Origin of the sequence: Chryseobacterium sp. BGARF1 (genome assembly GCF_001677955.1) — a bacterium.
Taxonomy (GTDB): domain Bacteria; phylum Bacteroidota; class Bacteroidia; order Flavobacteriales; family Weeksellaceae; genus Chryseobacterium.
Map to the genome: position 1 here is coordinate 1 of NZ_LELA01000094.1, position 22,207 is coordinate 22,207.

Annotated in this window: 16 protein-coding genes and 2 tRNA genes; 8 read left to right on the forward strand and 10 right to left on the reverse strand. The window is 36.8% G+C overall.

The features are described from left to right. Positions 1 to 199: 199 nt before the first annotated feature. From AB671_RS18010 to AB671_RS18040, 8 genes are all read right to left on the reverse strand, one after another. Positions 200 to 273, reverse strand: a tRNA-Asp gene (locus AB671_RS18010). A gap of 34 nt (positions 274 to 307) precedes the next feature. Further along, positions 308 to 381 (reverse strand) — tRNA-Asp (locus tag AB671_RS18015). A 187-nt stretch (positions 382 to 568) separates the two neighbouring features. Next, positions 569 to 1,519: a bestrophin family protein gene (locus tag AB671_RS18020; protein WP_410492663.1), complete on the reverse strand. Its 951-nt coding sequence runs from the start codon at positions 1,517 to 1,519 to the stop codon at positions 569 to 571. 175 nt (positions 1,520 to 1,694) lie between these two features. After that, positions 1,695 to 3,239: a Na+/H+ antiporter gene (locus AB671_RS18025; protein WP_228390961.1), complete on the reverse strand. Its 1,545-nt coding sequence runs from the start codon at positions 3,237 to 3,239 to the stop codon at positions 1,695 to 1,697. A 257-nt stretch (positions 3,240 to 3,496) separates the two neighbouring features. After that, a complete protein-coding gene (locus AB671_RS22050) occupies positions 3,497 to 3,712 on the reverse strand; it encodes a T9SS type B sorting domain-containing protein (RefSeq protein ID WP_157444246.1) in 216 nt (71 codons plus the stop codon). A gap of 6 nt (positions 3,713 to 3,718) precedes the next feature. Then, positions 3,719 to 6,586 (reverse strand): IgGFc-binding protein, encoded by a 2,868-nt coding sequence (locus AB671_RS18030; protein ID WP_157444247.1) that lies wholly within the window; start codon positions 6,584 to 6,586, stop codon positions 3,719 to 3,721. A gap of 97 nt (positions 6,587 to 6,683) precedes the next feature. Then, positions 6,684 to 8,960 (reverse strand): T9SS type B sorting domain-containing protein, encoded by a 2,277-nt coding sequence (locus AB671_RS18035; protein ID WP_228390960.1) that lies wholly within the window; start codon positions 8,958 to 8,960, stop codon positions 6,684 to 6,686. 355 nt (positions 8,961 to 9,315) lie between these two features. Next, entirely contained in the window at positions 9,316 to 11,583 is a 2,268-nt protein-coding gene (locus AB671_RS18040; RefSeq protein WP_185114106.1) for a fibronectin type III domain-containing protein, read from the reverse strand. 276 nt (positions 11,584 to 11,859) lie between these two features. Between AB671_RS18040 and AB671_RS18045 the strand changes: the two genes are divergently transcribed. After that, the gene (locus AB671_RS18045; RefSeq protein ID WP_157444248.1) at positions 11,860 to 13,491 is read left to right on the forward strand and encodes a helix-turn-helix domain-containing protein; all 1,632 of its coding nucleotides are present in this window, start codon (positions 11,860 to 11,862) and stop codon (positions 13,489 to 13,491) included. Beyond that, the gene (locus AB671_RS18050) at positions 13,488 to 14,627 is read left to right on the forward strand and encodes a tetratricopeptide repeat protein (protein ID WP_066679691.1); all 1,140 of its coding nucleotides are present in this window, start codon (positions 13,488 to 13,490) and stop codon (positions 14,625 to 14,627) included. The genes AB671_RS18045 and AB671_RS18050 overlap by 4 nt, the downstream gene beginning before the upstream one ends. 110 nt (positions 14,628 to 14,737) lie before the next feature. Here AB671_RS18050 and AB671_RS18055 read toward each other — a convergent pair whose 3' ends face one another. Both AB671_RS18055 and AB671_RS18060 read right to left on the reverse strand, forming a co-directional pair. After that, on the reverse strand, positions 14,738 to 14,941 hold the full coding sequence (locus tag AB671_RS18055; RefSeq protein WP_066679690.1) for a hypothetical protein: 204 nt from the start codon (positions 14,939 to 14,941) through the stop codon (positions 14,738 to 14,740). A gap of 16 nt (positions 14,942 to 14,957) precedes the next feature. Further along, the gene (locus AB671_RS18060) at positions 14,958 to 15,137 is read right to left on the reverse strand and encodes a hypothetical protein (RefSeq protein WP_066679689.1); all 180 of its coding nucleotides are present in this window, start codon (positions 15,135 to 15,137) and stop codon (positions 14,958 to 14,960) included. Between the two features lie 454 nt (positions 15,138 to 15,591). Between AB671_RS18060 and AB671_RS18065 the strand changes: the two genes are divergently transcribed. The 6 genes from AB671_RS18065 to AB671_RS18090 all read left to right on the forward strand — a co-directional run. Then, positions 15,592 to 16,131, forward strand: a complete 540-nt coding sequence (locus tag AB671_RS18065; RefSeq protein WP_066679688.1) for a phage tail protein — start codon at positions 15,592 to 15,594, stop codon at positions 16,129 to 16,131. Positions 16,132 to 16,184: 53 nt separating this feature from the next. After that, positions 16,185 to 16,724 carry a phage tail protein gene (locus AB671_RS18070; protein ID WP_066679687.1) on the forward strand — a complete coding sequence of 180 codons (540 nt, stop codon included), beginning with the start codon at positions 16,185 to 16,187 and terminating at the stop codon, positions 16,722 to 16,724. A 34-nt stretch (positions 16,725 to 16,758) separates the two neighbouring features. Further along, positions 16,759 to 17,301, forward strand: coding sequence for a phage tail protein (locus tag AB671_RS18075; RefSeq protein WP_066679686.1), 543 nt, complete (start codon positions 16,759 to 16,761; stop codon positions 17,299 to 17,301). A gap of 56 nt (positions 17,302 to 17,357) precedes the next feature. After that, the gene (locus tag AB671_RS18080; protein ID WP_157444249.1) at positions 17,358 to 18,479 is read left to right on the forward strand and encodes an ABC transporter substrate-binding protein; all 1,122 of its coding nucleotides are present in this window, start codon (positions 17,358 to 17,360) and stop codon (positions 18,477 to 18,479) included. Next, positions 18,476 to 19,414 (forward strand): formyltransferase family protein, encoded by a 939-nt coding sequence (locus AB671_RS18085; RefSeq protein WP_082987353.1) that lies wholly within the window; start codon positions 18,476 to 18,478, stop codon positions 19,412 to 19,414. The genes AB671_RS18080 and AB671_RS18085 overlap by 4 nt, the downstream gene beginning before the upstream one ends. Positions 19,415 to 19,431: 17 nt before the next feature. Further along, positions 19,432 to 22,207, forward strand: a 2,776-nt coding sequence (locus AB671_RS18090) for a beta strand repeat-containing protein (protein ID WP_410492662.1), incomplete at its 3' end; no start/stop codon positions are given.

The window sequence follows — 22,207 nt, forward strand, 5'->3', positions numbered from 1 at the left end:
TGCAACTCAGAGGAGTAAAGGATAAATCTTTCTTTCTATTTAGATTATCAAAACTTTTTGCTTAGTCCCCAACTTTTGAGACTGAGCCGTTTTGAGACTGATCCTACTGATCCTTGTTGATCCTGATTCCTTATTTAAGAATATCCTCAAGGTATATAAACGAAAAAAGCTTCAAAACAAATGTTTTGAAGCTTTTTTGCGATCCGGACGGGACTCGAACCCGCGACCTCCGCCGTGACAGGGCGGCATTCTAACCAGCTGAACTACCGGATCAATTTTTTTAAAAGTTAAAATTGTAAAACTTATGCGATCCGGACGGGACTCGAACCCGCGACCTCCGCCGTGACAGGGCGGCATTCTAACCAGCTGAACTACCGGATCTTTTAACAATGCCTTAGAAGGATTATCTTCTGTTATTGTGGTTGCAAATATATAGCTTTTTTCAATATCTACAAACTATAATTGCTAATTTTCTCAGAATTAAAGGTAAATTACACAGTATCAATTGTATTATTTTTAATAAATAATTTTATTTGATTAATTACAGTCTTACTATTAAGCATAAATCTTACATTAAAATGTTATTGACGGGTTGCAATGCAGGCGGAAGATCCGTTTCACCAAGCATTTCCCGAAGATCGATCTCAATATTTCTTGAAATCTGAGTGATTGGAACATCGTTGGGATTTCCTTCAAAAGGATTTTCGGTACTCTCACCGATTTGCTCCAAAACAAGGAAAACCCACCCTACCAAAACACTGAAAGGGATGGTAAGCCAGATAATATGCTCCCCAAATTTCTCGATCATTTTAGAAAACTCACCCAAAAAACCAAATGGCAATAAGAAACACAGCATATTGGTAAAATATAAATTGATGCTCGTAAACTGTCTCGGGTACGGAAAGTTTTTAATCCGTTCACATTTTCCCTGCTGATCATAAAGATCTTTTAGCTGATTTTCTAAAGCCACATAATTGTAATCTGAGATCAAACCATCCTCATTAAGCTTTCTCAAATGTTCTGACTGAGTGGCAAGAATTTGTGTGGCTCTGTTCTTGGTCGATAAAATATAGCCCAGCTCTTTTTCAGAAAGAAAAGATTTAAGCTCTTCCGACAAATCACTCTCCCACTCCGGAACTTTGTAATATTTCAGATATTCTTTATAGTAACTTCTCACTTTTACATTTTCCCAGCTTTTGGTTTCTCTCAACTGAAATCTCAATGCAGTGAGCCAGGCAAAATGACGGTAAATAATTTCTTTGTGAAGTTCAGATTCTTTCAGTTTATCATTATTCCTTATAAAATCTTTCACCATAATTCCGAAAGCACGACTGCTGTTGATGATTGCTCCGTAAATCTGTCTTGCTTCCCAAGTTCTGTTGTAGGTTTGTGTATTTTTAAATCCTGAAATGAACGCTGTGGCCGTTCCCAACAATGCAATCGGAACCCATGGAATTGCAAGCCAATTTAATTCTAAAAAATAGAAAAGAAGCGTAGGAATTATACTCAACACGAGCATTTTGTAAATTTTAGTGCGCGTCCACGGGATGAAATGCTTAAGCTTGTAATGAGAATTTGTATTCATGTTCTTTTTAAAATAAATTAATGTCCCGCTCCTGTTATTTTCAGTTCATTTAAATCTAGCTGAAGTTCGGCTTTACGGATTTCTTCATCTGAAAAAAGTTTTTCTTTTCTCATTCTGAATAATTCTTTTCTTTTCTCATTCTGAATAATTCTTTTCTTTGAATAGCATAAATATCCAGAAGTATTTGATGATATTTTTCAATTTCCTGATGTTCTGTTTCATCGCATTCTAAAGATTCCAATCGTTTATTGGCAACGTGAATATCAGATTCTAAATTAGATTTATAAAAAGCGACCAACTCATTATCATTTAATTCGGCAGTATATTTTTCATTGACTAATTGAAGCGCTGTATTGTCTAAAATAAGCTGAATTCCTGTCTTTTGCTCTTCTTCAGGGACAAGATCATCAATTTCTTTAAGTTTAATTAATTTAATAATAAAAGGTAAAGTCAGACCCTGAAAAACCAGCGTAATAAATATCACAACGAAGGTGATAAAAATAATAAGATCACGTTGTGGAAAAAGTGTTCCTTTATCATCCAGATAAAACGGAATTGAAAGCGCAGTCGCCAATGAAACCACTCCTCTCATTCCTGCCCAACTGATTACAACAGGACCTTTCCAGCCCGGAGAAGGATCTTGTCTGGCTTTTGAGCTTAACCATCTCGGAATATGTGCTGACGGAAAAACCCATAAAAATCTTAGTAAAATAATAATTAAACTTACAATTGCTCCATATTTTATACCCTGCCAAACTGAGTATTTTCCTAGAGATTCTATAATTTGAGGAAGTTCCAATCCAATTAAAACGAAAACCACAGCATTCATTACAAAAATAAGTGTCGTCCAAACCCCAAGCATATTTAATCTTGTGCTTCCTGTCTTAAAAATCTCGTGAGAACGCCATGAAATAAACAACCCTCCAGTTACCACTGCCATTACTCCTGAAAAATGAAACTGCTCTGCCGAAAGAAATAAAATATAAGGCGTCATTACCGTTAAAGCCGCATCAATTGCCGGAGTTGTCGGTAAAAAACGGTGAATGACATACATAATGTGCGCTCCGACAAGTCCCACAACAATTCCCATTCCTGCAACCCAAAAAAACTGTCCGGTGGCTTCCTGCATTGAAAAAGTTCCGGTAATGACGGCAAGTAACGCGAATTTAAATACAATTAGCGAAGAGGCATCATTTACCAAACTTTCGCCTTCTAAAATCGTCATCAATCTTTTTGGAACTCCCATTCCTTTTAAAACGGTAGCTGCTGCAACTGCATCGGGAGGCGAAATAATTCCACCCAAAAGAAATCCTAAAGCAAGGGTAAACCCGGGAATAAAAGAAGAGGTAAAATAAGCAACGATTGTTGAAGTAAAAAATACCAAACCAAAAGCCAGTAAAGCGATTGGACGTTTCCATTTCCAAAAGTCCGTCCATGAAGTGTACCAAGCTGCTTCATACAATAAGGGTGGTAAAAATATCAGAAATATGATTTCCGGGTCTAAACCTACATGCGGAATTCCTGGAATAAAACTAATTCCCAAACCCGCAATAACGAGAAAAATAGGGTAGGCAACTTTGATACGCTGAGCCAACATTACCAGCATAAACACAGAAAACAAAAGTCCTAAGACCAACAATATAGAATGATGCATTTTATTTTTTCAGTTTGTGTAAATAATCTGGGCAAAATTATTATTTTAAATATTAATTACCTATACACGATTATTAATTTTGATATTTATTTTAAAATAAGATAGTAATAATACAAAAAAGCAGTAAAATAAATTTCACTGCTTTCATTTCTAAATTTAAGACTTTGATTATGTAAAAAAAAGAGGCTGTCTTTTCCCAGAAGACAGCCTCAAAACAAATTATTCCCTCTTCATCAATCCCTAATACTACTACTGTATTATTCTCTATTTTTTACCAAGATCCAATCGGCATACATTACAGACACCTGAGTTTCTGGTTCTGTCCATTTTATTTCGTACCAATATGTTCCGGTGGTTATTGGCATTCCACCAATTTTCCCGTCCCATTTATACGTTTTATCTACATCCGAAGAATAGATCATATGACCGTATCTGTTGAAGATTGAGATCTTTAAATCTTTAAGATAAGCCAATGCCGATTAATCTAAAGTGTCGTTTCTACCATCTCCGTTGGGCGTAATTGCATTCACAAGATTAGGAACAGTGATTTGAGTCTGAACCGGCGCACAATCATTAATATCTTTTATATAAAATGTATTTTTACCACGAGGAAGGTTTTTAAATACATTAGAGTCTTGCCAGAAAAACCCATCGTTAGAATATTGATAAGGAGCTGTGCCACCTTCTGCAATTACTGTTGCAGTGTTATTGCTAACATTTATTTTTTTAATTTTTGGAAGCGGGAAGGGGTGTACTTTCACAAACTGCTTGGTTTTACAGCCATTAAATTCTAAGATAACCCAATAATCTCCCACAGGAACATTTTGTATCACCTGAGTTGTTGCTCCCGTGCTCCATAAATAAGAATTATAATCCGGACCTGCATCCAGCTTGGTAAAGCCATCCGGACAGATCATTTGATCAATTAAAGTACTCGACGGTTTTGGAGGAATAACATTAAGGGTAATCTTAGCAAAATTAAAACATCCATTAATAGAAGTGATCTTCACATATACAAAACCATTAGGCGAAACGTATGCTGTTGCCGGAATAATTTCATTGGTTCCGTTGGTGGCATCAAGCAATGTTGGAAAATATGTTCTTGTTGACGGGATGGTAGTTGTAACGTTAGCCGCAGTTAAATCAAAAGTTGCTGTATTTGGATTGTTTTCGTTGAAACATCCATTTAAAACAGCATCCATTACCACTACTCGAGGGAAAAACTGAAGCGTAATTTTTGCATTCTCAGTACATCCATCTGCGGTAGTTACTTTTACAAAAACTGTAGCAGGAACTGCAGATGAATAGGCATTGGCAGGAATAATTTCGGCTGTATTTGCGTTAAGATCTGCCAAAGTAGGGTAGTATTTTTTTACTGCTGTAAGAGGAGCTCCCACATTGGCTGCAGTTAAATCAAAAATACCAATTCCGTTCACACCACATGCACTTATCGTTGTATCGGTCAATACCAAAGGAACTACTGTAATGTTTACTTTTACCTGTTCACAATCTGTAAAATCCGGATCGTTTCCACAAAACTTATAGGTAAAAGTATCTGTCGTTGTTCCGGCATTGGCAGTATAGGTTAAAATACCCGTTGCTGGGTTTACTGCTAAAGTTCCATTCGCAGGTGGCGTAATGATTTGAACGGTAGCCGGAACTGGAATTTGTGCAGAGTTTGTAAATGTGGGTGTAATTGCAATAGGGACACCAGTCGCACAAATATTTAATGGTTTTACCGTATTTGCCAAACATGAATATACTTTGTAAGGATATGTTGTAAGAGGCACACAAGTACCTTCGGTAATTGATACAGTATAGCTTCCTCCCTGTGTAGGGGTATATGTATTTAAGTTAGCACCTGGAATCGGATTTCCGTTAAGATTCCATTGGTATTGAGCAAAACCACCTTGTACTTCCAACACAATCCCCGGAATACATTCTCCCGTCGTTTTTTTGATTACCGGAACAGAATCAAATCCTGCAAAATAACCTCCGTAACCCAAATTTCCACTTCCTCCGGCAATACCAGCCGTTACTGCTTTTGTAGAAGTTACCGTAACGTTTCCAGAAATATTAGGAATAGAATAAGAAACCCAATCGGGAGTTCCTGTTACCGGAAAAGGACCTTGTGCTGCTGTTGTAGGCATATTGTTTACCAATACTGCTGCTCCAGTCTGCGTAAGAATATTCAGTTTTACAAAAAGAGGTGGATTGAAAGCTGTAGAATAAGGCATCTCCCCAATTTTCCCTATTTCATCAATCGTTTTAGGTAAAAAACAATTTAAAGGCGGCATATAATTAAACCCTTCTGTAGCATCATTATCCTGAGTACCAGATAAAAGCTGATATACATAAACGTTTTTACTTGATTTAATATACATATTGAGATGAGATGGCCCGTTTACTATATAGTTCATTGCACTTACCCGGTAATACTCACCTTCATTCAAGGTCGCTACAGGAACAGGATTATTGTTCAGTTTGATCTCTGTATTGTTCTCAGTCGCTACGATAATTGCTCCTTCAATTTCCGGAAGCAGGTTCCCCATTCCTTTGATAAGCACAAATTCATTTCCTAATCGCTCTACAGGGACCGACTGATCCATTATTATATCTTCTCCATTATAAGGAGGGGTCAATCCGAACTGTCCACGGAAATTTCCATTGGTAATAGATACCGGTTTTGTAGCTTCTATTTTAGCTCCTATGAAACCATCTTTGTTTCCGGGTTTATTGGCGTATCCAGCAAATATATAAGATTGTCCTTTATTCAAAGTAATCGTAATTGTAGGATGAGTAAGTCCATTAAAGTTATTGTAAAACCAAGTGGTCATCTCATATCCTGAAACTTTGATCTGTGTATTGTCTTCCGTAGCTAAAATACCACAAGTGAAATTTAAAGTGTTGGTATTGTTCATGAGCGGAGCATAAACAGCGTAGAATTTTGTTCCAATTCCTGCTTTGCCTTTCGACGTTAGAATTTCTCCATGGTTCGTTTCCGAAAATCGATAGGTTGCAAAAAATGGGAGGTCACCGTGAAGATAAAGCCCTCTGGTTTTTACACTCATTGCATCAGATGCATTTTGCCCTAACATCATGTTTAATGGAACATCAAATGTTTGCGGGCTTCCTTTGCTGATTGTTACTGTACCTATCACAATATTATTATTGTAAATGGTAACAGGAAAAGGCACGGTACTATCGGTCGATAAAAATAAAGCTTGTTTGGGATTGCCGTTAGTCAGACTCCCTGCCATCGGTGCAAACCAATGGTCGGTATCTTTTTGCGCCCATATAGAAATAGAGAAAAAAGACAGTATTAGTACTAATAGTATTTTTTTCATAAATTATAAGATAAATTAAGCTTATCCTAACAGCAGCTTCAAAAATTTGTTGCTGTTGGCAATATTGCTATTATTAAAAGTATTGTCGTATCAAATCTTAGTTTGTATTTTTCAATAAAATCCAGCCTGTATATTTCACAAGGGTATTCTGCAGGTGTGGCTCTTTCCAAGAAATCTCATACCAATACGTTCCCGTAAGCATTTTTTTATTGCTAAACTTCCCGTCCCAGGTATAATTATTAAAAGCAGTTCCTTTAAAAACATTATTTCCGTATCGGTCATACACTGAAAAGGATAAATCTTTCTTATAAGCGAGATCTGCGTAAGAAATTAAATCATTAATATGATCTCCGTTTGGAGTAATAGCGTTGATGACATTGATAATCGTCATCTCTACACTCACTGGCTCACAGTTGAATGCATCTTTTACATAAAACCTGTTTTGCCCATTAGGAACATTGTTAAATACATTCGAAGTCTGCCAGTTGACATTGTCTTTAGAATATAGATAAGGAGCTTTTCCTCCGATTGCAGTAACTGTTACATTATTGTTTTGAACATCAATATTTTTGATAACAGGGCTTGGAGCAGCTTTCACAGAAACTTTCTGGGTGCTAAAACATCCGTTATGCCCTAAAATAACCCAATACTCTCCAACTCCTACGTTAGATATAGATTGCGTTGTAGCTCCTGTACTCCATTCATAAGACTGGAAACCAGGTCCCGCATCCAGTGTTATTTTCTCGTCAATGCAAATTACCTGATCGGTAAGTAAAGAAGGAATCTGAGGCGGTGCTACGACTTCAAATACTGGGGTCGTTGCTGGAGGACAGCTTCCACCCACTGATACTGTTGCAGTATAATTTCCAGACTGAGTTGGGCTGTACGTATTTGTTGTTGCACCCGGAATTGGGTTTCCATTAAAATTCCATTGATAGGTCGCATAGCTATCATCTACTTCCAAGATCATTCCCGGAATACAATTTCCATTCTTTTTGGCAATAACAGGGATTGAAGAAAAACCAGCAAAATAACCACCATATCCCACAGCTTCATGACCCGCTGCAATACCTGCGGTCACCGCTTTTGTAGATTGTACCGTAATATTCCCCGTAACGCTGGATACTGAATATGATTCCCAATTCGTATTACCGGTAACAGGATATGGTCCCTGAACTCCAGCTAAAACAGTTCCGTTAACCGTTACCGTTGCGCCTGCCTCAGTGATAATATTTAGTCTTACCGTAGGAGTAATGGGCGTAAAATAAGGCATCGTATTAATAAGACCTATCTCATCTATTTTCTTAGGAAGAAAACAATTCAATGGTGGAATATAGTTGGCTCCACCCGTATTATAATAAGTTCCTGTAGTACCTCCAGACATCAATTGAAAGACATATATTTTCTTGGTACTTTTAATGCGCATATTATAATGTCCACTAAAATTCTGACTGATAAATGATGTAGAACCTATGCGATAAAATTGCCCTTCATTCAGGGTAGCAATTGGAGTCGTTTCATCATTTACATAGACTTGCGTATTATTTTCTGTAGCGACTACTACAGCCCCTTCCAATTCATAAGACAAAGGTGCCATCCCTTTCATCACAACATATTCATCGCCCAATCTTTCTACAGGGATCGATTGATCCATGTAAATATCTAGTCCTCCGCCTCCATTTCCAATAGATGTATGCTGTCCTTCAAAATTTCCGTTGGTTACAGAAATCGGTTTATTGGCAACTATTTTAGCTCCGATAAAACCCGTTAAATTACCGGCAACATTTCCGTTTCCTTCGATAACGTAAGATTGTCCTTTATTCAAAGTAAAAGTCATGCTGGGATTACTAGCTCCTGTTGTTCCATTAGAAAACTGAACGGTGGGATTGTAGCCAGATACTGTTACCGTCGTGTTGTCTTCTGTAGCCAACACACCAGTGGTAAAATTAAAACTAGAATTAGTAACCGATAATGGTGCATATGCTGTATAAAATTTGGTTCCGATTCCGGCTTTTCCTTTAGATGTCAGAATTTCTCCGTGCTTATCTACTGAGAATCTGAAGGTACAGAAAAATGGTTTTTCTCCTTTTACATAAAGTCCTCTGCTGGTTGTAGCAAATGCTCCCGCCTGAAGGTCTGTCATCATCATATCTTTAGCAACATTAAAGGTCTGTGGATTTCCTTTACTAATGGTCACTGTACCAATTACAATATTGTTATTATAAATCGTAACAGAAAACGGAGTCATAGCATCTGTAGACAAAAACAAAGCCTGCTGATTGGAATCTGTAAAACCACTTTGCTTCATCGGTGCAAACCAATGCTCTGTATCTCTTTGTGAAAAAAGATTATTGTTCGCAAGGAGTATAAGCAAAAAACTAAATACAACCTTCTTTAGTAATGAGGATTTATGTTTTGTCTGATGGTGAAAATTATTGAATATCATTAGATAATTGTATTATAATAACAGAAGTAATACTTGCTTGATCATTATTTCTAATGTTCTTTTTTTTTGAATAGAATAATTAATTTAATTTTGTGAATGACATAATCTGCCAGTATACACAATCAAGTAATTGACGGTATCACTTCCGATAAGATTAAAATAATAATGAGTAGATTTTTTTCATAGAGTCTATTTTGGGGTGATTTTTTTGATAAAGGATGTTATGAAACTGCCATAACGGCGGCGCTACTACTCACCGCTTTGTTATGGCAGAGACAACATATTATTTTTTAACTGCTTTCACAGTTTTAGAACTTCCATTCTTCATATTCAGTTTTACCATATACACGCCGGATATAAGGCTGTGTAATGAAATTGTTTTTTCAGAACCTTTGAATTCTTTAATCATTTTGCCTGAAAGATCATAGATAACAACCGACTGTAATTGTACATCTCCTGAAATAGTAATGATATCAGTAAATGGATTAGGATAAATAACAATGTCATGTTTTGCTGAAATTTCATTCACTCCCAACGAAACGGTCGGTGCCCAAGAAATATCATCATAACTGTATCGTACGTTTCCATTATCCGTTAAAATCGCCAATCTTGCTGTAGAAGGCACTGTATTTGGTATCTCTACAATATATTCACTTGCACCTGTATAAGAAGTATTGGTGATTGCAAGATTCTGAATAGATACAAATGACGTAATATCTGTTGTGTTCGTTACATATCCAACTTTCATCACCCCTGTATTAGCACTGCAATACGCTCTGAATTTTAATGAATGGGTACCTGCATTGATGTTGCTCAATTCAGGGAGAATGGCCATGGCCGATCCGGTAAGTGGAGTTTGCAATACATGCTTCGTACCAGAATATGCTCCTATACCATTAATTGTCACATTTCCCAATCCTGTAGCCAATTTAATCCAGCATGGTGCATTTGATAATGCTCCCGCATTATATGCTTCAAAATCTTCAAAAAGAGTCGTTTTTGGTGCACAAAGTGTTAAAAATGATGTGATATTCGACCATAAACTTTGATCGGTTGCGCTGCATCTAGATCTTATCCAAATATAATACGTTGTAGCAGAGTTTAGTCCTTGTACTGTATAAGGATTTGATGTTATTCCTGTTAGATTAGGTACCGTAGTAGATGTTGGAGGCGTATTACTTGTACTGTAATAGATGTCATATCCCAATGCCGGAGCCGGAGAAGGTGCTGCCCAAGTCATATCTACTGTAGCACTAGTTGCATTCGAAAGCACCACATTGGTAGGTGCCAAACACGTCGCTTTTGGCTCCCAGTATACATTATCCAAATACAAAGATGAAGTAGCTGTACCACCGTGTCTTATTGCTAATCTTGCATTAACCGGTACGGTAGTTGGTACCACTACTGTATATTCATAACCATCAAACACGGTATTGGTCATCGTTAATGATTGAATATTAACAAATGAAGCAGCATCGGCATCATTTGTCACATACCCAACATCCATTACCCCAGTTCCCGAATTCACTTTGGCTTTAAATCTCAGCCAATGCGTTCCTGTGTTCACATTACTAAATGCTGGAAGTACTGCAATCACTGTATTAGCCGGTGAGCTAGCGCTTAGAGTTATCCCTTTTGTGCTATTTACCCCACTACCAGAAATACTATAGTAGCCTGTACCTAATACAATCCTATCCCAACAATCTGCATTAAATGATCCACTAGCAAGCGCGTCAAAATTTTCAAACATAGCGGTTTGCGGATCACATTTAGTTTTAAAGACCCCTCTTAGAGCCCATGCGCTTTTAGATGAGGTGCTGCATACCGATCTCACATAATAGTAATAAGTAGTAAATGAAGCTAATCCATTAATAGGCGCAGAATTAGTTGTACTGGTTCCTGATGCTGTGGTCGTATTGTCTGGAGGTATATTAGACGTTGAATAATAATATTCGTAACCGTTATTGGGTGCTGTTGTTGGAGTATCCCAAGATAAATTTGCTGCATTGTTGGTAATGCCTGAAGCGACAAGCGCTGTAGGAACAAAACAAGCAGGTGTTGGCTCGATTTTTAAACTGAAATCTACAAAGTTACCATTGGTATTAGGACCACAAGGGTTTGCTGTTGCAGGAAGGCTAGTTCCCGTTTGTACTCTTATTCTGTAAATTCCTGGTGCCTGAGATGGTGGAATAAAAAACTGGTCATCAACAGTTGAATAGTTTGATGTTGGTATCGGGTTTTCATAGAAATCATTAAAATCCCCATTTCCATTCCAATCTACCCATACAAGCGATTTGGTTCCGCTACCACCGAATTCCAGATGCACTTTTACAGTTCCTCCCGGATAAGAGGTTACTATTTGAGTTGCAGAATTGTTTACATATGCCTGATGCGAGGTTGCATCGTAGTACAAAGCTCCCTGATCCGAAAATATTGCATTTTTTAAGTAATACATGGTAGATGTTCCTGTAGTAGGTGTACAGTAAGTCTGTGCATCCAGCTTAAAAAAAGGAAGAAGTAAGATCATCCAAAAGAGATAATGTTTTCTCATTGTAGTTCTATTTTTAAAATTAAACATATAATTAATAGCGTACAATTATTAAGCTTTTTTTCGCCTCTGCATTTTCTACTTTGATCATTAACATTTTAGAGTAAATCTAAATTTTCAGTTCGCTTAAAGATTTAAACAATATTAGTGTTATATTTGCCCTATATGAAAAAACAGGCTTGCATAATTCATTGAATTTACAAGAATAAAAATCACAAAACACTAAAAACCAATATGTTGTAAATTAGGATTATTAAGAGACAGTTAATCGAAATCATCGTGAAAAACAAGACAGAAAATAATTTTAACTGTAAAAAAACTCTAAAAAATAATGTCTTTTTATTATTTTTAATTGCCTTATTTCCCCTATATATCCAAGGGCAAAAAGGTCCCGATTTTAGTCTTTTAACCGATAAATCTTTTCAAAAATTATATCAAAATCCAGAGGACTGTATCAGTTATTCTCAAAGCATTTTAATTAGTGATAAAAACCCTGAACATAAAATTGTTCTAAGAAATATTCTTTCACAAGCCTATGCGATGCAGGGAAATTATGTACAGTCGCTAAACATTTACAATCAAAAAGAAGAAGACATTGGAAAAGACAGTCAGTTGTACTTCATCCATCTCTTTAGCGAATACAGCCTTGCCGACCAATACCAAAATCTTGGTCTCTACAATCAGTCTAAAAATATTATTTCCAATATCTTACAAAACCGTGATCTAGTGAAAAGCCGTGATGTGAAGGTGAAAACTACGATTGCAAAATTGTATCAGCTTCAGGCCATCAACTTCGGCATTGCCAGAAACTATCAAGAAGCTTTTCAAAGCCTAAATATAAGTAACCAATATCTTACTGGTTCCAACAAAGAAAATATCATTTTAATCTGGGAAAATAAAATTTTCAGAGCTTCTTACCTCATCAGACAAAATAAACTTGAAGAAGCAAAAAAACTGCTTGATGAGGCTATTAATGATGTAAAGCACAATGGAAACTATCCTTTTCTTACGGCTTTTGCTTACGAAAATCTGTCTCGATATTATTTTCAGAAAGAAGATTATGATACTGCCATCAAAAGCCTAGACACCGGGCTTTTACATATAGAAGACCTCCCTTACAATAATATCAAAATTGTTTTTTATGAATTATTAACCAGAAATTATTTAGCACTAAATAATGACGAAAAATACCATTATTACAATAATCTTTATACAGATCTAAAAGCAAAACTAGACACCAACAAAAAGGAAGGCATACAGTATATTGTAAAATTGGTAGAAACATATAATAAGAAGAATTTTGAGATTCAGAAGCAAAATAAAATAAGGCAATTCAGAAACACTACAATCATTGTTTTGTTTTTTGTTCTTGGAATTGTAACCTACTTTTTTTACGAATCACGAAGAAGTAAAGATCTGAAAAAACAGCTTGCTTTTTTTGAGAAACAAAAAGAAAGAGAAAAATCTATGCAGATGCAGGCCGATAAGCTGAAAGATGATATAGAGAAAGAACAAAAAAACACAGAAAAAGAAACGCCCAAAGTCTCTAAAGAAAAAGAAGATGAGATCTTACAAAAACTGAAAGAATGGGAATTGTCTACTAATTTTTTAAGTAAAAATATGTCGATCTCTATTTTATCTGCACAAACAGAGATCAATACAAAATACCTTTCTGAGGTTATCAACAGCAATAAAGGGAAAAACTTTAATGGCTATATCAATGAATTAAGAATCAACCACATTGCCGGTTTATTAAAAAACGACCCTGCATTTCTCAACTATAAAGTAAGTTATCTTGCAGAGTATTCCGGTTTTTCATCACATGGAGCATTTACCAATGTATTCAAATCGATCACTGGGATGTCGCCCAATCATTACATTCAGGAAATCATTAAAAACAAAAGATCATGAAGCTATTAACTCACGTTTTTTTGCTGTCATTTTTGCTCTGTACTATTTCTGTTTCAGGACAAAAAGCTTCTGATGATTCCTTGGGTGTCATTATCAAAAAAGCCAATCAAGAGATTTACAATAACCCTGATAATGTTATCAAAATCGGAAATAATTTACTTAAAAACGAGCAAGATCCCAAGAAATTAATCCGAATCTATTTGCTTTTATCTACTGCAGGATTTGCCAAAAGAGATTTTGATAAGTCGTTACAGTATACCTATAAAGCAAGAGAGTTAGCAAAAAAAACAAATGATCCCAAAATACAAACTTCTGTTTTGATGACGGCTGCAGTACAGTTTCAGCAAATGGATCTTTTGAGTAAAAGTATTGAAACATTGGATGAGGTAGACAAATATCTGGCAGAACTTCCCGATGACCTTTCTCTAAAACATTTTGAAACTGCCAGAAGCTTTGCTTTACGAGGTATGATCTATAAAAGCCAGGCAAATCCCGAAATTGCTCTTCAGGAGTTTTTAATTGCTATTAAAAATTTTGAAAAAGTACCCGATCAAAAAACAACCTTTTATAATCAAAGTATTATTTATTATAACATTGGTACATGTTATATAACCATTAATGATCCCAATGAAGCCCAAAAAGCTTTTCAAAAATCGATTGATATTGCTCGTCTTATAAAAGCCAAGAGTCTGGAAGCTTTTGCTCTGAAAGGCATGTCTGAAATACCAAAACAAAAACATCAATACCAAGCCGCTTTAGATTTTCTTTTAGAGGCTGAAACGCTCAGTAAAAACATCGGAGATCTCACCCTTAATGAAGGGATCTATAAAGAAATGGCTGATAATTATCTGGCAATGGGAAAGCAAAACCTTTATCAGATATACAGCAAAAAGCATATTGAAACCCGTCTTGAAAGGGAACAAAACGAATTAAGCTCTATTAATCACGCTCTTGATATTCATAATGTAGAATCTCAGAAAAAAAATAAAGATATGATTACCCGATATCATTTTCTTATTTTGGTAGCTGTCTTATCTGGAGTCATTGTTTTTGTATTGCTTTTTTATTTTGTACTAAAAATTAGAAAATGCAATCAACGAGATCAGGAAGAAATTAAAAAACTTTTTAATTCTTAAGAAGGTTATTGTATATCAACCATGTATCACGAGCGCTCTTGGTCGAGTCTTATTTCAGCAAAGTTAAATGCCCAACATAACCTTTTTTTTTACCTTTAGAATTTCCTGCTTTATTCGTTTTTAAAACTCTTTGGAAGGTTATTCGGTAAATCAGGACTGTAATAAGACATCCAGTCTTCTGTTGTCTTTCCGTTTGCTATTTTATTGAATAATAAAATTGATTTTTCCCCTGACGAAACCAATACTGCTAAAATCTTATGACCATCTTCTAGGATAACTTCTGCATTGATTATATCAAAATAATGAGTAGACAACTTTTTCTTCAGTTCTTCATATTTTAGATTTCCGGATGAACTGCTGCGTAGATTTATTGATTTGGTCTACAATCTCTTGAATTCCTTGTGAGATAGGAACCATCATTTGGTCTTTCGGAATGTTAGATAGATCTCTCAAATTAAAATCAGTATAAATACGTAGTTGTATATGTTCTGCAATTTTTAATTTTGACAACAGTTATTTAAAATCATAATATAAAAATAAAAATCATTTAATGTGTAATATTTGTAAATGTTAATTTTTGAATATTTGTAGTTTATTATGCTGTTATATTGATAATAAATGTATATTTGTTAAGGATTGTTGATTTATGTACCACATTTGTTAACAATTGAAAAAATACTAAAACCAACCGAAAAACTAAATTAACATGAAAAAATTCTTAAAAAAGATTCCTCTTTTGATTTAATAATCACTATTTAGTGAAGTTAAAAACCAGTGTAGTAAATTGTTTTATTTATCTATATAAATACATATGATAAATTGATGTTTAATACACTACTTATATTTTCCCGTGAATTATTTACCGGGGTTATAGCTCTGTCTATTTAATTCGATAGTCGCAAGAATCTAATCTATTTATTAAAAGATAAATTTTATCAGTTTCACTCTTTAAAAACAAATAACTATGGAAGGAACAATAGGAGAAATCCGCCTTTTTGCCGCAAACTTTGCGCCTAGAGATTGGTCGTATTGTAATGGTGCATTACTCGCTATCAGAACAAACACTGCTTTATTCTCTATTTTGGGAACCACTTATGGTGGAGACGGGCAAGTCACTTTCGGCTTACCTAATCTTTCAGGAAGATCTGCGGTAGGAGCAGGCCAAGGACCAGGATTGTCTTACTATGACCTAGGTGAGATGACTGGTACAAATACTAAAACACTAACAATTTCGAATCTTCCGCCGCATACTCATACTGCGGGAGGGAATATCGTTATTCCTGCATTTTCGGAAGAGGGAGATTCTGCAACTCCGGCAAATAATGTTTTGGCTTCAAAGGGATCTATGTATACGTCTCAGGGAAGCGATTCTAGTACCAAAGCTACTCCTTTGAATATTCAAGTGGGGGTAACCGGTGGAAGCACACCAATTAATATTACTCAACCTTCACTAGGGATGAATTATATTATTTGTATGTATGGAGTTTTCCCATCTAGAAACTAATCTTAAGTCATTCTGAATTTTTTTAAACTAATAATAATTAAAACTAAAATACTATGGAAGGTTATATAGGAGAAATTCGATTGTTTGCGGGAAATTTTGCTCCAAGAGGATGGTTTTTTTGCGATGGAACAGAATATAGCATAGCAAATTACTCTACACTTTTTTCAATTTTAGGAACTACTTATGGAGGTAATGGGCAAACTACATTTGGTGTACCAGATTTACGTGGCCGTGTGGCTGTAGGAACAGGGCAGGGAGCTGGTTTACAAAATATTACATTGGGTCAAGTAGGAGGTACAGAAAATGTAACAATGAATACTTCACAAATGCCGATGCATACGCATAATGCAATGGCTACTATTGCATTTCCTGCTTTTTCAGAAGGAGGAGAAACGGGTTCACCTTCGGGAACAATTTTAGGAGGACTTCAAGGTGCTTATTCTACTCAGCCTGCAGATACAAATATTGCTCCGGCAACAGCTTCAGGGGCTTTATCTGCTGTAGGTAGCGGTAATCCTTTTGAAATTTTACAACCTGTTTTGGCTGCCAATTACATTATTTGCTGTGAAGGAATTTATCCAAGCAGACCATAATTAAGTAAATTTTAATTCTAAAAAACTAATCATCATGGATGGAACAATGTCAGAAATAAGAATGTTTGCAGGAAATTTTGCTCCAAAATCTTGGGCTTTTTGTCAAGGGCAAACATTAGCAATCAATACAAATCAGGCTCTTTTTGCGCTTTTAGGAACCATGTACGGTGGAAATGGAGTTACAACATTTATGTTACCCAATTTTGCGGGTAGAACTGCTATGGGAACAGGAAGTGGAGCAGGAATTGATAACTGGACTCTTGGAGAGATCAATGGTACACCAACGGTGACGTTACTTACTCCCAATCTGCCTATGCACAATCATGCTTCCGGAACAGAAACGGCTTCTATTCAAACGTTTTCTGAAGGAGGTGATACAGGTTCTCCCTCAAATGCCACACTTGCATCATTACCAGGTTTATATTCAAGCCAACCTGCAGATACAACATTAAGACCAATTACAACGGCATTCAGCTTAAGCGTTGCAGGAGGAAGCCAGCCTATTAGTATTCAGCAGCCGTTTTTAGGAATGAACTACATCATTTGTTTATACGGAATTTTCCCTTCAAGATCATAATTAATAATGCAAAAGCCTCTAATAGTTTATTCAATTAGAGGCTTTATCGAAAAAATATGAAAATAGCTTTACTTTTACCACGATCTGTTATTTATCCTTCAATGTCTTTTGATATGATGGATGGCTTTAAGCAAGCGTTAAAAAATATTGGCTTGGAAGGTCATCACGAAATCGTTTCAGCGGGAATAGGTGTTGCCGCAAAACATGAAGAGATCTATGAGCGTTGCGAGCAATTTCTTTTGGAAGGTGCGGATATTATCATTGGATATATTAATCCTATTTCAGCCGAGTTTATTCACCCGCTTTTCGAATCTTCAGGGAAAACTTTGCTTGTTTTAGACAGCGGATATCATTTTCCTGCTTTTCAGGGAAAACTTTCTAATGCATATTTTATATCTCTTCAGGGAGGTTTGTGTACAAGGGTTATTACTCATAAAGCAATTGAAGATGGGCATAGAAATTTTGCATTTACGTGCTCTTTTTACGATGCGGGCTATCGTCCATCTTATATCTATCCAGCTGCTGTTGAAGAGAAAGGTGGTACCATAGGCTTTAATCATGTTACGTCTTTACGCCGTGAAGATTTTACCCTGGCTCCACTTACCGAATATCTTGAGCAGCAAAAAGAAACTGCAGTTCTTGCAACATTTTGTGGTGATATGGCAGATGATTTTTTCAGAGTCGGGAACAAGCTGGTTAATAATTATTCGGTATATGGAACGGGTTTCACATCCGATGAAGCATGGCTTTCGAAAATGCCTTATCCGGGTAAAGAGTGGAGTTCTGCTGTAGCTTGGTCTAAAACTTTAAACACACCAGAAAATGAAACTTTTGTAAGTATAATGAATAATATTAAAGAAGGTAAAGCTAATCTTTTCTCTTTATTGGGATGGGAAGCCGCTCTCTTTATTACTTTGGAAAACGAAAATTTTGATGGCATTACTATCAATTCACCACGCGGAAAGGTTTATATGAACCCCGAAAACAGATTTACAGAAGCTCCGGTTTATTATGCAACAGTTTCAAAAGATAAAACTACAGGGAACTGTCTTCTGAAAGATGTTGAGGGTGCTGCAGTTACAATATCAGAGCGTGAAAGTTTAAAAAATAATATTAAATACATTCAGAGTATTGAGGCTAATTCTTGGCTCAATGCTTATGCGTGTTTAGAATCATGATGACAACATCCAAAATAGCAGTTTTATGTAACAATCGTATGGCGATTCCGGCTTTGCAGGCTCTATCTGCGCAAGGTCGGCTTTGTGCATTGGGAGTAGCAGAAGGAAATACAGACGTTATAGATTTCTGCATAATGCTTTCAAAGCAATCTAGCATACCATTATTTATAATAAAAAAAGAAATTCTCTCTTCTCAATTAGAAGAATTAATGAAGAAAACTAATGCCGAATTTATTTTTACCATGACGTTCCCTTGGAAGATACCTTTAGAAGTTTTAAATAAACATCCTGGTAAATTCTACAATTTTCATTACGGATTACTACCCGAAATGCGCGGTGCAGATCCTGTTTTTGAATCCATAAGAAGTGAAGCGGAAAAAACAGGAATTACAGTGCATGCCATTGAAAATAAAATTGATAAAGGGGCAATTATTCTGAAAAAGATCTTACCTCTTTCAATAAAAATGACACATGGTGTGCTTTGTACGAACTTATCATGGTTGGGAGCAAACTTGCTTAATGAACTTTTGATCTTATTAAAAAATAATTCTAAAGGTACAAAGCAGGATGAACATAATGCTAAATATTTCACAAAACCCGTAGCAGCAGATGTTTGCATTTCTTGGCAAAGATATGATGCTAAAACCATCGAAGCTTTATCCAGAGCTTGCAACCCGTGGAATAAAGGAGCATACACACAATGGAATGGCTGGAATATAAGAGTGGTGGAAGCTACAGTAATTAATGAAGCTTCACATCAGTCTGATCTTCCTGGAACCATTCTTACATTGGATGAAGACAATGGGCTTATTGTAAAATGTAATAATGAAACTCAACTTCGATTAGATATCATCTACACAGATGAAGGATTTATGAGTGGTCATAAACTGTTTGCTTTTGGCATGAAAAAAGGCAGCCGGTTTGTGAATCTTTAACCTAAAATGAATTAAATATGAAAAATTTTTATTCAAAAATCAAAACGCTGACACAGACGTTCCTTATTGCAGGAGCGTCATTGTTAGGATTTGCGGCCAATGCGCAAACGACCCTCGCAGCAGGAGATATAGCCTTTACAAGCTATGACTCTTCTCCTTTAGCGGGAGTAGGAGATAAGTTTTCTTTTGTTCTGCTTACAAATATTTCGGCTGGAACAATTATTAGCTTTACCGATAGGGGATATCAAGGCTCTGGAGCATGGCAAGCTGCCGGAACATCAGAATCTGCCATTACTTGGGTAAGTGGTACCGCAATTCCTATGGGAACAGAAGTACACATAGTAGGACTTGTAGCTTCTACTTATAACCCGGTAACCAGCATATCAACTCCAAATGGTACTGTTACTCTTACTGATGGTTCATCCACCAATGGTCTTTCATTAGCCAATACTGGGGATCAGATTATTGCATTTCAGGGAGGTAACGGATCTATTACAGCAAGCGGAGCTTACTGTATTGCAGGAATTAACTACTTGTATTACCCAGGAGGAGGAACTACAACGGCAGGATGGAATGTTGGAGTTCCAGCGGGGCCCAATTCATCTTTAATGCCTCCAGGACTTATAGGAGGAACAAGTGCATTTTATACAGGGGCTGAATCGGGAAATATTATTGCAGTATCAGGAAAATTTAACTGTACTGGAACACCAACTACTACAGCTGCATCTGTACGTTCAGCGGTAATGACTATGGGAAACTGGTCACTTTTAGCTTCTGCAGGTACAACGGCATATTCAGGATGCCAGTTTATAGGAAGTAATCCTGTAATTACAGGAAATCCACCAAACAGAACAATTTGCTCTGGCGGAAATACAACATTTTCTATTACTGCAACAGGAGCTACTTCTTATCAATGGTATCAAAATTCAGGAAGTGGTTTTGCTGCTTTAGTTAATGGAGCACCATTTTCAGGAGTTACAACAAGTACACTAACTGTAACAGGAGCTACAGGAGCAATGAACGGATATCAATATCGTTGTGTTGCAACTAATTCTTCAGGTTCTGCAACATCAAATTTAGCTAATCTAACGGTTGTATCTGTTTCTGCAACGACTACTAAAACAAACGTTTCATGTAATGGTAGTAACAATGGAACAGCCACGGTTACTGCATCTGGAGGAATTGCTCCTTACACTTACTCATGGTCACCGAGTGGCGGAACTGCAGCAACAGCAACAGGATTAGCTGTAGGAGTTTATACAGTAACAGTTACTGATAACCTTGGATGTTTCACTACAGCAACTGCTACAATCACTCAACCAACCGCAATTTCAGGAACAACGGTAGTTACTAATATTGCATGTAACGGCGGTTCAACAGGAGCCATCAATTTAACACCAACAGGTGGAACAGCACCTTATACTTTCAACTGGGGAGGAGGAATCACCACAGAAGACCGTACCGGATTGGCAGCGGGAACTTATACAGTGACAATTACTGATGCTAACGGATGTACAGGAACAGTGAGTGCTACAGTAACTCAGCCAACAGCAATGAGTGCCACGACTTCTCAAACAAACATTTCATGTAACGGAGGAACAAACGGAACAGCAAGTATTGTTGTAACAGGCGGAACAGCACCTTACACTTACTCATGGTCACCAAGCGGTGGAACTGCAGCAACAGCTTCAGGTTTAGCTTCAGGAACTTATACAGTAACGGTAACAGATGCTAATGCTTGTACAATAACAAGAACTGTAACGATCACTCAACCAACCGCAATTTCAGGTACAACGGTAGTTACTAATATTGCATGTAATGGAGGTTCAACAGGAGCCATCAATTTAACACCAACAGGTGGAACAGCACCTTATACTTTCAACTGGGGAGGAGGGGTTACCACAGAAGACCGTACAGGTTTAGCTTCAGGAACTTACACAGTAACTATTACAGATGCTAACGGATGTACAGGAACAGTGAGTGCTACAGTAACTCAGCCAACAGCAATGAGTGCCACGACTTCTCAGACTAACATTTCATGTAATGGAGGTTCTAACGGAACAGCGACTATTACTGTAACAGGAGGAACAGCACCTTACACGTATTCATGGTCTCCAAGCGGCGGAACTGCAGCGACAGCTTCAGGTTTAGCTTCAGGAACGTACACCGTAACAGTAACAGATGCGAATGCATGTACGATTACAAGAACAGTAACGATCACTCAGCCAACCGTAATTTCAGGCACAACGGTAGTTACAAACATTGCATGTAACGGAGGTTCAACAGGAGCTATCAATTTAACACCAACAGGTGGAATAGCGCCTTATACTTTCAACTGGGGAGGAGGAATCACTACAGAAGATCGTACTGGATTAGCAGCAGGAACTTATACCGTAACGATTACTGATGCTAACGGATGTACAGGAACAGTAAATGCTACTGTAACTCAGCCTACGGCTATGAGTGCAACTACTTCACAAACGAACATTTCATGTAATGGCGGAACTAACGGAACAGCAAGTATTGTGGTAACAGGCGGAACAGCACCTTACACTTATTCATGGTCTCCAAGTGGCGGAACAGCAGCAACAGCTTCAGGATTAGCGGCAGGAACTTATACGGTAACGGTAACAGATGCTAATGCTTGTACAATAACAAGAACAGTAACGATAATTCAACCAACCGCAATTTCAGGTACAACGGTAGTTACTAATATTGCATGTAACGGAGGTTCAACAGGAGCTATCAATTTAACACCTACTGGTGGAACAGCACCATATACTTTCAACTGGG

Coding starts and splice junctions, on each gene's coding strand:
- AB671_RS18070 (WP_066679687.1), top strand. CDS start 16,185: ATGGAAGGTTATATAGGAGAAATTCGATTGTTTGCGGGAAATTTTGCT.
- AB671_RS18040 (WP_185114106.1), bottom strand. CDS start 11,583: ATGAGAAAACATTATCTCTTTTGGATGATCTTACTTCTTCCTTTTTTT.
- AB671_RS18085 (WP_082987353.1), top strand. CDS start 18,476: ATGATGACAACATCCAAAATAGCAGTTTTATGTAACAATCGTATGGCG.
- AB671_RS18025 (WP_228390961.1), bottom strand. CDS start 3,239: ATGCATCATTCTATATTGTTGGTCTTAGGACTTTTGTTTTCTGTGTTT.
- AB671_RS18075 (WP_066679686.1), top strand. CDS start 16,759: ATGGATGGAACAATGTCAGAAATAAGAATGTTTGCAGGAAATTTTGCT.
- AB671_RS18030 (WP_157444247.1), bottom strand. CDS start 6,586: ATGAAAAAAATACTATTAGTACTAATACTGTCTTTTTTCTCTATTTCT.
- AB671_RS18080 (WP_157444249.1), top strand. CDS start 17,358: ATGAAAATAGCTTTACTTTTACCACGATCTGTTATTTATCCTTCAATG.
- AB671_RS18065 (WP_066679688.1), top strand. CDS start 15,592: ATGGAAGGAACAATAGGAGAAATCCGCCTTTTTGCCGCAAACTTTGCG.
- AB671_RS18020 (WP_410492663.1), bottom strand. CDS start 1,519: ATGCTCGTGTTGAGTATAATTCCTACGCTTCTTTTCTATTTTTTAGAA.
- AB671_RS18050 (WP_066679691.1), top strand. CDS start 13,488: ATGAAGCTATTAACTCACGTTTTTTTGCTGTCATTTTTGCTCTGTACT.